The sequence below is a fragment of the Microcoleus sp. Pol7_A1 genome, from assembly GCF_036701085.1.
Lineage (GTDB): Bacteria > Cyanobacteriota > Cyanobacteriia > Cyanobacteriales > Microcoleaceae > Microcoleus > Microcoleus asticus.
This window is the reverse complement of sequence record NZ_JAUBQD010000107.1, coordinates 1-11,994: the sequence shown is the minus strand read 5'-3', so window position 1 is coordinate 11,994 and position 11,994 is coordinate 1. Positions and strand designations below refer to the sequence as shown.

Genomic DNA, 11,994 nt, shown 5'->3' with positions numbered 1-11,994 from the left:
TGATTTTAAATCATCCAAATCTTCCTTCAGTCTTGTCTTATGGTACTCTGGCTGCTTAAAAACTGTCCGGAGTATTGGATAATTTAGGTTAAAAAATATAAGTATGAAGCTCTTGAACTCCCATTTGTTGTGAATATCGCTGATTATAAAAGTAAATGTTCTAGTATGTAATCAAGATAGCTTTTTTCAGTGCGACGAGTAAGAGTTTTGAGTCGGATAGTGCGCCGAACTCGATTGAAAAAAAGAGATTCCGATGGGAGTAATAAGGGGTTGACATACATGAGAAAATTGCGGTATTTTGTGGTTATTATGATGTATTGTACCGCATCGGCGATACAATTATAATTTATGCGGCTGACTTGCTGGTGAGGATATATACCCAGGCTATTTGGTTGGAGTTTAGCCTCGTATATAGTAGGTGAGAGTTGTTAATGAGTGAGAGTTGTTAATGAGTACGAAGAACCAGCATTATGTCCCACAGCTTCTGCTTAACCATTTTGCTTGTGATGGGAGCAAGGGTAAAAAAATCATCAATATATTTGATATGGATAGGTCGCACGTGAGATATAATCAACCAGTTAGAGAAGTCTTCTCACAGAACTATTTTTATGACAAAGACAACCGAGTCGAGAATTTTCTACGTGACATGATAGAGGGACCAGCTTCAAGCGTAGTAAAGAAAATCGTTAGTGGAGATTTTAATATAATCAGCGAAGACCTATTAACTTTGCACAGATTTATTTTATCTCTATACTTCAGAACGCCTGAAGCTAGTAAAAGAGTGAGTGGATTCGTCAATTCGCAATTTGAGTCAATAGTGCGAGAGTGTCTAAGTTTGAATGGATTTGATCCAGAGGAGGCAAGTGCTGGAGGATTCAAGTTTAACCAGGATAATTTAGCCTCTCTAATTACTCTTAATGCGGTGCTTGTTGCTGGGCTTTTAGGAGATTTGGAATATCATATTATCAAAAATGAAACTTCCTCAGAATTTTATATATCCGATCATCCCGTATTTATGTACAACTGGCTTTACCGCGAACTAGAAGATCCTGCCGTCACAAGTATTACCGCCATGGGATTGCAAATTTTTATTCCATTGTCACCAAAAATAACACTTTGTCTGTACGATCCAAAAGTATATAAATATGGACATAGAAACTCCGTAACTTGCATTTATAATGATAGCGATATTGAAATCTTGAATTCGTTCCAAGTCATCAACTCAGATTCGATAATAGGGTTTTATTCGAGGGAAAGCGAGGCTCATATAAGACAGTTATATGAAAGATACAAAGATATTAAACTGCATCAGTATGAGAGTGGTATGTTGTCAACCAAGAAGGAAGGTAAAGGAAAAATAAGATCGAGGCATTTTGTTTTTACACGACAAGCCAAATTAAAGAAAATGCCTTCATTCATAAAAATCAAGAGAAAATCTAAAGGCTATGCGTCTTCTTATCAAGAAAGAGATCCTGAGCTATCTGCAAAACACATGGAGTTCCTAAGGTTTATAGATGAGCAAAGACAACCTAGTATTCTTGAATTAGATCGAGGCGGCGATCATTAGACATCTCCCAAAAAGAATCTAAAACCCTTGCCCTATGTACAAAAGGTTACTTGCAGCCGCTAAACCGGAAGGTTACATTTTTTCCCGACAGGTGAAATGCGATCGCCCGCAACTCCTTCCCATCGCTCGCGCTCTTTCCCTCTCTTCACAAAATAGAGCCACCAGCAAGGCTCAAATCAGATCCGGATCGATCGCCTGCAATCGCCAATATGCGGTCAATCGCTCTTTCTGTTGCTGTTGTCGATCGATTACGGGGCCCTGGGCTTGTGCGCCTTCGCGTTCCTGCGCCGGCTTGTTCCTCCCCGTCAGCAACCAATTCCCCTCGCTATCCCACCAGCGCAACCATTGCTGAGTCTGATTTTGATAACTGCCTTTCCATAGGCCCAATTGTACTCCTATAAGTTCGATCGGGTAGTGAAGGAAAGGATATTACAAAATAAAAGCCTTTCATCCCGGTGACTTTAGTCCGGGGATGAAAGGCTTTTGCAGGTTTTGACCAGCCATCAATCTTGTTGGTTTGACAGATTTAAGCTAACTTTATTCAAATGCAAGTATGTTAATTTTCGGACTTATGTCCTTGCGATTCTCGCACAGCAACTTCTGAATCCGGCTGATTCAGAGCCATTTCTAGAGATTTGGCCATCTCGACTGACTCAGGAGTGCGCTTAGAAAATCCCCACACAAACATCAAGACGATACTGGAAACTAGCAGCCATTGCGGAGGAACTAAATCCGGATTAATTACTTTCACCAACAAACGCATTCCTACGAACCCAACAGTGATGTAACCAGCACTTTCTAGGTGAACGAATTCATCCAGCCAGCGGATGAACAATCCGGCCATGAATCGCAGGGCAATAATTCCAATAGTAGCGCCTGTTACAACGATAAAAGTGTCGTCAGAAACAGCGATCGCAGTAGTAACGCTATCCAAAGAAAACGCTAAATCCGTAAAAGCAATCATGGGAATTGCTTGCCACACAGACGCAAATCTGGGCCCGTGATGTTCTCCTTCGGAGTCTGTGTCTGAAGTAAAATGTTGGAAAACAAGCCACAGCAGGTAAAGTGCACCAAGCAGTTCAAACTGCCAGAACTGGATCACCCAAGTAGCCGTTAAAATTAGTGAGATCCGCAGTACAAAAGCAATTATCAAACCCAAGTTGAGAGCTTTTTGCTGATCCTTGGCATCTTCCAAACCTTTAGAAATAGACGCCAGGGCGATCGCGTTGTCAGCCGAAAGTACAGCCTCCAAAGCCACCAAAACCAACAATAATAAAAAGCCGTCAACTCCAAAATTGGGTGAAGCGTCGAGAAATTGGTCTATCATTAACTATTTTGGGCACCTAAGATTGGCAAGGGTCGAGCGCAGCGCAAATTACCCGCTCTGTCTAAAATTAGTGTCACCTTCACTTAAATCTTAACCTAATGCGGTAATTCTGCACTACTCCGATCGTCGGAACGAAGAAAGTTGGGCAACGGATTCGTTTGCTTCGGATGTAACCGATGTAACTGATGTAACCGATGGATGTTGAGGTAAGAGGACACAAAGAAGAGGGAAGAAGCAGGATTTTTCCCACTCTCCCACTCTCCCACTTTCCCCATCTCCGACTCCCCCACACCCCCACTCTCCACTCTCCCACTCCTCCCCGAACCCACCAAATTTATTTCAAGTTGTAACAAATGATTCCCAAAAGCGCCAATTTGTCTGAAATTGGTGAAAGCTCGTGCCCGCGAAAAGGAGTTTTCCCAATATGTCTTTAACAGATACCCAAGTCTACGTAGCGCTCGTAATTGCTTTGATTCCCGGAATCATGGCTTTCCGGCTCGCAACTGAACTGTACAAGTAGTTTCCAGGCACCAGCCGCGAACCGCTCGATCGCCTGCCCTAGTAGTTAACTCTCTGGCATTACAGACAATTGCTGCCTCAGTGGAGTAAATTGTCTGTTGTCACCAAGACTAGACTGCAAGGGCAGGCATTTTTATTGGGAAATTCTGTCCTCAGGCGTCACCTCGCACCCCCAGAATGCCCCCGCCACAGCGCCAGCTTGTTGCTAATAGAGGAATGGGTGACGAAGGAGGAGTCCCACCCCGCTCGTCGATTTTGAGCTGAGTGATAACAGACCACGGGTAGGCGACTACTCACTAATTAAGTCTATCATTGGGACGATTAATGGCATATTTGACAACTCCCCATGCCTCCCATAGGAAGGGATTCATAAGACCATAATTAAGTCTTACAGGTGATGACAAATCACCTCTACACGCTCAAAAACCACTACCATTACGATTCGTATTGCAATTGGGCTTACTTTTATCTTGTTTTGCTTTCCGAGTCCATCACAACGCCTCTATTGGTAAGCTGCGTGTCCACCATTGCTTGTTTGCCCAGGCTTATGTCATGCCGATCCGACATAAATCAGGGGTTGCTCCTTAATAAAACACTTCAACGCTACGCCTGGTGATTCTTAGTCGCCGATTAGTTCTAGCATTTTGACGGCCGTTGAAACCGCAACCGCGTTCCTCCCATGTCGGTAGCCCAGGGCTTCCCGCTCGTTCTTCGGCGATCGAATATATGGTACGGACTTCTTGCAAAAGTCATGCTGAAAAGTTGAGTTCGTAATTATTATAGATGCCCGCAATCAAGTTGAAGTTTAAGCCAATCTGCAGACTTCTTACAAGCATTCGCAAACTATCTTGAAATGCCTCTGCGTTCATCTGCGGTTTCCTTCTGGCATCAAAGATTTATGCAATCTTGTCTCATCATTCAGCAAGCATTGACGAGTAATGCGATTGTCGCCATTGAGGATTTGACCAAAATCCGAGAGCGGACTAATCAGATGCCCCGCACCAAAACAGAACGCAGACGTTCTAATCGTTGGGCGTTCTATCAGTTGCCACAATTCCTTGATTAGAAAGCTATTGATGCTAGGCTTGAAGTTCGCTATCAATCCCCGCTACACGAGTCAAACCTGCGATCGATGCCTGCACATCCATCCGGCTGGCGTCAATCCTATCGGATCGGAAAAAGCTTTAAATGCGGACATTGTGGCTGGCATGGCGATGCTGATTTGAATGGTGCCAAGATGATTAAATTATTTGGGTAGTCTGTAAACCGACTTGAAGGCAACAAGCTATTCTTTAGCTTGAGGGCTGTTGAAAGCCGCCGCTAACGGGTAACGCGGTTAGCGGTGGGTAGTTTACTCAGTCTCAAAAATCTTGGCTGTCAGCACCCTGACAAACCGGGGGGGTGTGCGTTAAGCTCAGAATTTTCTGTTTTCAGCTCTAAAACCTCAGTCTCAGGTATTTGAAAAAAAATTATGCAAGCGATTCAACCCACCGTTACTCCACTGCGACCTGTAAAAAACTCCCCTCGGGTTGCTCCTCGTCGCAGCAGCAGCCGCCAGCGTTCCTACCCTCACCAAACGCTCGGCGCCGAAACAGGAGTCAAGTTAGCAGTCAACATCGTACTTTCAGTCTGTGCCGCTTCTGCTTTTATTCAGCTTTGGCCTCACTACCGGGCCGTGCAAGAAAAATTGCACGAAATCCAAGCTGAAGTCAATCTTACCCAAGGGCGAGTCGATCGATCGCGATCCGAGTTTAACCGCTACTTTGACCCCAGTCTTGCTAAAACTGTGATGCAAGAGCAAAGCAATCAAGCTGACCCCCAGCAGCGTCCGGTGATTTTGCAGGAACCCGAGGTACTCGAAGCCGAGGAATCAACCCCGCAACCTTAAGGGAAGGGAAGTTTTGGGTTTTGATATCACGTCCGATAGCATCATTCTTGTATGTCATTGCTTCGTACAGCGAACAATGACAGATGAATCTGTCGGACGTGATATGACTTTTGAGTTAAAGAGTTTTGAGGATCGTTCTTGTCTGTCATTGCGACCGAAACTCAGACCTGTGTATTGACGCCCTGCTGCAAGCTCAAAACTTCAAACTCCGGCTTATACTGACTTGGCCAGCACGGTTGTTTCTTTCAGTAGTTGCAGTGCAGCTTGATATTGCAAGTCTGCTGCGGTGCCGATTTGATCGCGCGCAATGGATTCCAAAGGCACGACCCGATCGGGCGAAATCCCCAGTTTGTTAATATCTGTGTGGTTCGGCGTCTCGTACTTAGCAACTGTCACGGCTAACCCGGAACCGTCAGACAAATCAAACAGCGACTGAATCAGCCCTTTACCAAAAGTCTTTTCTCCGACCAGTTGAGCTCTGCCGTTATCTTGCAGCGCACCAGCCAAAATTTCGCTAGCACTGGCACTTCCCTTGTTCACCAAAACAATCAGCGGATCGCCAGTCAAGGCCTGTCCTGAGGCTTCAAAACTGCCGAGAATGCCTTGTCGGTTAACCGTGTAGACGATCGTCCCAGAGTCGAGCCACAAGCGGGCAATTTCAATCCCTGCTTGCAACAGTCCGCCCGGGTTGTTCCGCAGGTCGAGAATGTAGGCGGCGGCTCCTTGTTTTTCCAAGCTGTCGATCGCGCGAGCGACTTCCTCAGTGGCGTTAGCGCTGAATTGACTGAGGCGAATGTAGCCCACGGGTAAATTCTCCGCCCCCGACTGCAATTCGGCGTAAACCGGATTCAGAGCAATGCGATCGCGCACTAGCTTAATTTCCTCAGCAGCGTCCCTTCCCTCGCGCCCCAAGGTGAGGGTGACAGGAGTGCCGATGCGGCCGCGCATTCGAGTTGCGGCTTCGTCTAGGCTCAATTCTGAGGTAGGAGTACCATCAATTTTCAGAATCCGATCGAGGGGTTGGATGCCGGCTTTATCCGCCGGTGAGCCGGCCAAAGGAGCCACCACTGTCAGGGTATTTGTTTGGGGGTCGATCGCAATTTGCAGCCCAACTCCAGTCAATTCTCCGGAAGTGTTGACCTGCAAACTTCGGTACTGTTCGGGTTTCAGCAGTCGCGTGAAAGGGTCGTCGAGATTCGCCAGCATCCCCTGAATAGCCGTGTAAGTCTGCTGTCTGTCGTTGAGCGGTTGCTTGACAGCTTTTTCGCGAATCGACCACCAGTTTTTAGAGTTGAATTTGTCATCCACATAAGAGCGATTGACAATTCGCCAAGCTTCGCTCAAAAGCTGCTGTTCTGGAGTTAGGGCCGCCGCTGGCCCGGCCCACGGGCCTAGAACCAGGGCGACTTGGAGGAAAAGTAAAATAGCAATCTGGAAAACTCGTCTGTGCATGATTTTTCTGTAAAAGATAGGCAAGTATTGCATCTCCTGTATTTTAAGTTTGTAGGCTTTTAAGCTTTTGCGCATTTAAATATCCCCAAAGCATTCGGCATTCGTCAAACCTCCGCCGCCAACAAAAAATTAGTTAAATGTAACATTTAATCGCAAAATTAGTGAAGTTTTATCATTAATATTAAAATTAACGCCCCACCGACCCGCTGGCCGGCTCGGACTTTGGTTCTGGGCTCGGCTCTTGGCTGTATGCCAGCTTGGGGCGAATGTTGAGCTTGCAGAAAATGGTATTTGAGACTCGGCAAAAGCATCGCTCGCGTGAAATTTGCACAGCAATTATGTTACATTTTTTATCACAGTCTGGAATTCGATCGGGCAACGCCAGCGAGTAGGGACAAGCCACCGCTTAGTTTCCCAGGGCTTGCAGGCGATCGCACAATAGAGTTCCTTTCGTCAGCTCCAAATTTAAAAAATAGCCTCAGGCATTTGCTAGTAAAAGCAAGCTGCTCGGCGCGGGGCGACAAAAAACCTTGTGGCTGCTGCCCTGAACCTCAACCACAGCAATATTCTTTTAGGAATTCTGGCTCCATGTTTTCTAAACAAATCACCGACTCAAAAACCTACCAGTGGTTTGAGGAACGCCTGGAAATTCAGGCGCTCGCCGATGACATCACTACGAAGTACGTACCCCCGCACGTCAATATTTTCTACTGCTTGGGCGGAATTACTTTAGTTTGCTTTCTGATCCAGTTTGCTACTGGCTTCGCCATGACTTTCTATTACCGTCCCACGGTAGCAGAAGCTTTTTCTTCAGTGCAATACCTGATGAATGAAGTCAACTTCGGCTGGCTGATCCGCTCCATCCACCGCTGGTCTGCCAGCATGATGGTACTGATGATGATTTTGCACACCTTCCGGGTTTACCTGACCGGCGGCTTCAAAAAGCCCCGCGAGTTAACCTGGGTGACAGGAGTAATCTTGGCAGTCATCACTGTTTCTTTCGGCGTGACCGGCTATTCGCTGCCTTGGGATCAAATTGGTTACTGGGCGGTTAAAATCGTTTCGGGCGTCCCCGAAGCCATCCCGTTTGTCGGCTCTTTGATGGTTGAACTGCTGCGCGGCGGTGTCAGCGTCGGTCAAGGCACTTTGACTCGCTACTACAGCTTGCACACTTTTGTGTTGCCTTGGCTGATTGTAGTATTCATGCTGGCTCACTTCTTGATGATTCGCAAGCAAGGTATCTCTGGCCCGTTGTAAGTTTTGAGTTGTGGGGGCGGTATTTTTTTTGCCCCCCGCTGAATTTTGAGTGAAAAATTCAGAATTCATCACTCATGATATTTATTTACGGTCAATACTTCCTGCGATCGCGCCGCTGATTCAGACTAACGAATACAGCGGAATCCCAGGCCCGGGTAAAACTAAAAGGAGAACACTCTCACTATGTCTATTATCAAAAAACCAGATTTGAGCGATCCAGACCTCCGCGCTAAGCTCGCTAAGGGCATGGGTCACAACTATTACGGCGAACCAGCTTGGCCTAATGACTTGCTCTACGTTTTCCCTATAGTAATCATGGGAACGTTTGCTCTTTGCGTCGGTTTGGCTGTACTCGACCCGGCTTTGGTTGGAGAACCGGCCGATCCTTTTGCTACTCCGCTGGAAATTCTGCCGGAATGGTATTTGTGGCCTGTGTTCCAACTCCTGCGGGTTTTGCCTAACAAATTGTTGGGTATTGCTTGCATGGCTGCTGTTCCCCTTGGCTTGATTTTGATTCCGTTCATCGAAAGCGTTAACAAGTTTCAAAATCCGTTCCGCCGCCCTGTTGCTACTACAGTTTTCCTGTTGGGAACTGCGGTAACTCTGTGGTTGGGTATTGGTGCTATTTTCCCGATCGACAAATCTTTCACGCTGGGTCTTTTCTAAGATTTAAGCTTGCTTGATTTTGACGCCTGCGGATTTTCTGTAAAGTGCTTTTGTACTGGTGGGAAACTTTAGCGGGCGTCATTTGATTTTAGATTTTAGATTTTAGATTTTAGATTTTGGATTTTAGATTTTGGATTTTATATTTATAGCTCTAAAATTTAATAATTATCAGTAATTAATTGTCTAAGTTTATTCAATCAAACTCAGAATTATAAAATATATCTAATACCAAATCCGGGTTAGCTACCCCCGTTATGATAGCGAAAAAAACAGCACTCACTTCTATTTTTTTAAACCCCCTAAATCGGAGATAAATTGTGCAAGAAAGCTGCTACCAATTTTGGAGATTTTAGCGACTTTAAAAATTAGTAAACAAGTGAATATATTCGCCTTCGCAAAGCGAGCGATCCTTGAGGATTCTTGATGAGATAACTTCGCCGCCCGACGAGCGGTTATACTTCACAAGGCGAGCTGTTTTGTGGCAACCAGTAATACCAACTGTCAATTACTCAAGAAAAAAGTGCAATTTTCATCCGTTTGTCAGCAACCGGAGAAATTTTAGCCGCTCTCAATGGGGTGTCGCCCAGTCTAATTAATGTCGCCGATTTTGGCTAAATTTAATAGCAAGTAGTCGCACATAACTACGGTTTATTTGCGACTCTCAGAGATTGGGTCTAATACTTTAAATGTAGAAAGTATATCTACTTACGAGGAATCGTTATAAATTCCACTCAATCTCCGGACAAAGGCTAGACTTGAGCGCAGACATATTCAGTAAAACTATCTCTATATTGCCACTGCGTGAAAAAAAAAATGGCTATAGTTATACTTACTGATTTTTGCAATGAAGCGGGTATTCAATCCCGCTCAATTACTGCTCAATACCCTCTTGCTGCTAAATGCGAAGCGCGTTATGGCGAGGGATTCTCGGAGGAATTATGATGAACCTAAATTTAGATACTATTTTCTCATCGCTGATGAACCCGGCACTGAACGAGTTTCAGGTTTGGGCTTTGCAAAACCCGGAAGAAAGTCTCAGCAAAACGATGCTACCGCCGATCGCCCTGATTGAGGGTTTGATTGCCAACGAACCCACCTATTTGCAAGTAAAACGGCTGGCTTTCGGAGCCAACTTTTGCTGCGCGGGGCAAGTCGTGATGGGAGAGTTTGACACGCTGGAAAAAGCACTCACATCGCCCCAGGCGCGCGGATGGCGGCTCGGTACTTCTGTACTCGATCCCGATCTCGCGCCCAACCAAGATGTCGGCGGCAGAAACCTTTTTCTACTTTCTTTGTCCGATCGCGAAACTGAAGATAGCAGCAACCACGCAGCATTCCGAAGCTGTATGCAGAAATATCTGTTCAACAGTGCGACAACGGATCGCCAGGGGGACGAAATCAGCAGAAGGTTGCTCGATCGGCTAGCAGCAGATTATGCCGAGATGTCGCACGGTGCGGGGGGAGCATTTTTTACCGATGTCAAGCGCGGTTGGATGGGATTTTTAGTACGATATCTGCACTACGTCATCTTTGGGATTAATCCAGACGATTCAGAGTCGATCGAACTTCTCACCGAATTGCATTACACTCGCCAAAGCCCGCTGCACTACTTCGCCGTCATCGGCAACCTGCTGCAAAGCCTGAACCTCTTTGGACACGGGGATTTGTCCGCTCTAATCGAGCGTGCAGCGACTATCTATGAAAATTCCCCAGCTTTAGCCGACTTCGAGGAGAGCTCGGAAAACAACGGCATGACTAAGCGGGAATTGGCAAAGCTGATGACATCGATTATGGGCATAGCGGGACTGCAAGGCCCCCTGCACCTAGGCTACACGGCAATGGGATATCGCCCTCTCCCCGCCTATAAAGGACAGCAGACGGCCGAAATTAACCCGACTGCTTTTTGGGACGAGCTCGATTTGGACGATCGCCAGTCGATCGAGCTGTTCCTCCTGGAATGCGCCCGCCTCTGGGCCCCCGTCAGCGCCACGCACCGAGTCGCGACAGAGCCCTTCACCGCAACGGTAGCGGGCAAAGAGCGCACCTTCCCTGCCGGAACCAAGGTACTGATACCGCTCAGCCTGGGGCTGCTAGACGAGAGTTTCTGGGGCTCTACGGTATACGAATTCAACGCTAAGCGCGAGAATCTCTGCCCTTTTCATATGGGTTTTCATTCGGTGGGCGATCGCAGCGCGGGACGGATTTGCCCCGGTAAAGACATCGCACTCAAGATGCTGGTGGATGTCGTGAGTACGGTAGGCAAAGTGCGCCGAGCCTCTGAGCCTAATTTGCACGGGTAATTAATCCAAAAGCTCGATCGTAGATATCGCGTAGGGACTTAGGCACTCGCGGTGTTTCAAACTGTATTTCATCCGATTGAAAACTGCTATCAGACTCGGCGTTTGAAACCGATCCTATCCAAACTATCGATCGAGCGACTAAGAAATAAAGGGGGTATCTAACAAGAAACCAAAACACAACTATTTTGAGGATAGATAATACCATGTTAATCCAAGAAAAGCAACTAAAAGACATTGCGAATTGGATGAAAGTAGATAATCCAGCGGAGTTACCTGAAGTCCTGCAAGGTATCTTTTTTATGGACGGGAATGTTTTACCAGACGATTGTTTGACGATGTACAGTTCAGACTGGAATGCTGACGAACGGACGTTATTGCTGCGCGTTTTTGACCCTGTTATCTGGACATTTTATTCATCAATGGCGGGACGGATGTTACTTTATTTTGTCAAATTTTCTCGCTTCAGCTACTTGTTCCGATTCTCCGATGCAACTTTGCAGCACGGACACATTACGCCGATAGTGTTTGGATGGTCTGTGCCGCAATGGCTGGTAGATTTTTTGATCGATCGAGATCCGAGCACTCCAAATGGAGATATCTGGCATCGCACAAACTCGTTTTTCGGCAGACCTGCTGAGAGCGGATATATACTCCGCAGGATTGTAGACAAAGATGGCAACTACACCTCAGCTTTTTCAGATATGCTGTCTAAAGTTGAGAGTGATTGTTTGATCATTGCCAAAGAGTGAAAATATTTACAAAAACGACAAAACCCGCTTAATTAGGCGGGTTTTGTCGAGCAAAGCGCCGCGGTTTGAACCGATGGTCCCCAGTACACACATTTTTATTTGCTAGCCTATAAACTGGAGCTTAGACTAATTGCACATTAAGCGCGGTTATTCTAAACTTTTGGCAACAGGAAGGAACTCAGTTGGAAACTAAGTAAGAAAAGACTGATTAAATCTGGATCGATCGCTCTTAAAGCTAACTTGAGGAGTGCTTTTTAGTTCGAGAAACA

Annotated in this window: 12 protein-coding genes; 9 read left to right on the top strand and 3 right to left on the bottom strand. The window is 46.2% G+C overall.

The annotated features are described in order from the left end of the window. Positions 1–448 precede the first annotated feature (448 nt). The gene (locus tag QUA20_RS30610; protein WP_333194042.1) at positions 449–1,567 is read left to right on the top strand and encodes a DUF4238 domain-containing protein; all 1,119 of its coding nucleotides are present in this window, start codon (positions 449–451) and stop codon (positions 1,565–1,567) included. Between the two features lie 171 nt (positions 1,568–1,738). Here the strand turns inward: QUA20_RS30610 and QUA20_RS30605 are convergent, their stop codons facing one another. After that, on the bottom strand, positions 1,739–1,954 hold the full coding sequence (locus QUA20_RS30605; protein ID WP_333194041.1) for a hypothetical protein: 216 nt from the start codon (positions 1,952–1,954) through the stop codon (positions 1,739–1,741). Between the two features lie 169 nt (positions 1,955–2,123). Next, positions 2,124–2,894 carry a TerC family protein gene (locus QUA20_RS30600; RefSeq protein ID WP_333194039.1) on the bottom strand — a complete coding sequence of 257 codons (771 nt, stop codon included), beginning with the start codon at positions 2,892–2,894 and terminating at the stop codon, positions 2,124–2,126. A gap of 424 nt (positions 2,895–3,318) precedes the next feature. Here QUA20_RS30600 and psaM point away from each other — a divergent pair, with 424 nt between their 5' ends. From psaM to QUA20_RS30580, 4 genes are all read left to right on the top strand, one after another. After that, a complete protein-coding gene (gene psaM, locus QUA20_RS30595; protein WP_006633247.1) occupies positions 3,319–3,414 on the top strand; it encodes a photosystem I reaction center subunit XII in 96 nt (31 codons plus the stop codon). 897 nt (positions 3,415–4,311) lie between these two features. Further along, positions 4,312–4,479 (top strand): hypothetical protein, encoded by a 168-nt coding sequence (locus tag QUA20_RS30590; protein WP_333194038.1) that lies wholly within the window; start codon positions 4,312–4,314, stop codon positions 4,477–4,479. A gap of 66 nt (positions 4,480–4,545) precedes the next feature. Continuing rightward, a complete protein-coding gene (locus tag QUA20_RS32220; RefSeq protein ID WP_445304734.1) occupies positions 4,546–4,671 on the top strand; it encodes a zinc ribbon domain-containing protein in 126 nt (41 codons plus the stop codon). A 213-nt stretch (positions 4,672–4,884) separates the two neighbouring features. Further along, entirely contained in the window at positions 4,885–5,301 is a 417-nt protein-coding gene (locus tag QUA20_RS30580; RefSeq protein ID WP_333194036.1) for a slr1601 family putative cell division protein, read from the top strand. Positions 5,302–5,514: 213 nt separating this feature from the next. On the opposite strand, the gene ctpA is transcribed toward QUA20_RS30580, so the two are convergent. After that, positions 5,515–6,753, bottom strand: a complete 1,239-nt coding sequence (gene ctpA, locus QUA20_RS30575) for a carboxyl-terminal processing protease CtpA (protein WP_333194034.1) — start codon at positions 6,751–6,753, stop codon at positions 5,515–5,517. 588 nt (positions 6,754–7,341) lie between these two features. On the opposite strand from ctpA, the gene petB reads away from it, so the two are divergent. From petB to QUA20_RS30555, 4 genes are all read left to right on the top strand, one after another. Next, positions 7,342–8,010, top strand: a complete 669-nt coding sequence (gene petB / locus QUA20_RS30570) for a cytochrome b6 (protein ID WP_172190423.1) — start codon at positions 7,342–7,344, stop codon at positions 8,008–8,010. 183 nt (positions 8,011–8,193) lie between these two features. After that, the gene (gene petD / locus QUA20_RS30565; protein ID WP_172190422.1) at positions 8,194–8,676 is read left to right on the top strand and encodes a cytochrome b6-f complex subunit IV; all 483 of its coding nucleotides are present in this window, start codon (positions 8,194–8,196) and stop codon (positions 8,674–8,676) included. Positions 8,677–9,614: 938 nt separating this feature from the next. Continuing rightward, positions 9,615–10,976: a cytochrome 450 gene (locus tag QUA20_RS30560; RefSeq protein ID WP_333194031.1), complete on the top strand. Its 1,362-nt coding sequence runs from the start codon at positions 9,615–9,617 to the stop codon at positions 10,974–10,976. 203 nt (positions 10,977–11,179) lie between these two features. Then, positions 11,180–11,725, top strand: a complete 546-nt coding sequence (locus QUA20_RS30555; RefSeq protein ID WP_333194029.1) for a hypothetical protein — start codon at positions 11,180–11,182, stop codon at positions 11,723–11,725. The last annotated feature ends 269 nt before the right edge of the window (positions 11,726–11,994 follow it).

Excerpts from the sequence above, each read along its gene's own strand:
- QUA20_RS30600 (WP_333194039.1), bottom strand. The coding sequence starts at position 2,894 with ATGATAGACCAATTTCTCGACGCTTCACCCAATTTTGGAGTTGACGGC.
- QUA20_RS30590 (WP_333194038.1), top strand. The coding sequence starts at position 4,312 with ATGCAATCTTGTCTCATCATTCAGCAAGCATTGACGAGTAATGCGATT.
- petB (WP_172190423.1), top strand. The coding sequence starts at position 7,342 with ATGTTTTCTAAACAAATCACCGACTCAAAAACCTACCAGTGGTTTGAG.
- psaM (WP_006633247.1), top strand. The coding sequence starts at position 3,319 with ATGTCTTTAACAGATACCCAAGTCTACGTAGCGCTCGTAATTGCTTTG.
- QUA20_RS30610 (WP_333194042.1), top strand. The coding sequence starts at position 449 with ATGAGTACGAAGAACCAGCATTATGTCCCACAGCTTCTGCTTAACCAT.
- petD (WP_172190422.1), top strand. The coding sequence starts at position 8,194 with ATGTCTATTATCAAAAAACCAGATTTGAGCGATCCAGACCTCCGCGCT.
- QUA20_RS32220 (WP_445304734.1), top strand. The coding sequence starts at position 4,546 with ATGCCTGCACATCCATCCGGCTGGCGTCAATCCTATCGGATCGGAAAA.
- QUA20_RS30580 (WP_333194036.1), top strand. The coding sequence starts at position 4,885 with ATGCAAGCGATTCAACCCACCGTTACTCCACTGCGACCTGTAAAAAAC.
- QUA20_RS30555 (WP_333194029.1), top strand. The coding sequence starts at position 11,180 with ATGTTAATCCAAGAAAAGCAACTAAAAGACATTGCGAATTGGATGAAA.
- QUA20_RS30560 (WP_333194031.1), top strand. The coding sequence starts at position 9,615 with ATGATGAACCTAAATTTAGATACTATTTTCTCATCGCTGATGAACCCG.
- ctpA (WP_333194034.1), bottom strand. The coding sequence starts at position 6,753 with ATGCACAGACGAGTTTTCCAGATTGCTATTTTACTTTTCCTCCAAGTC.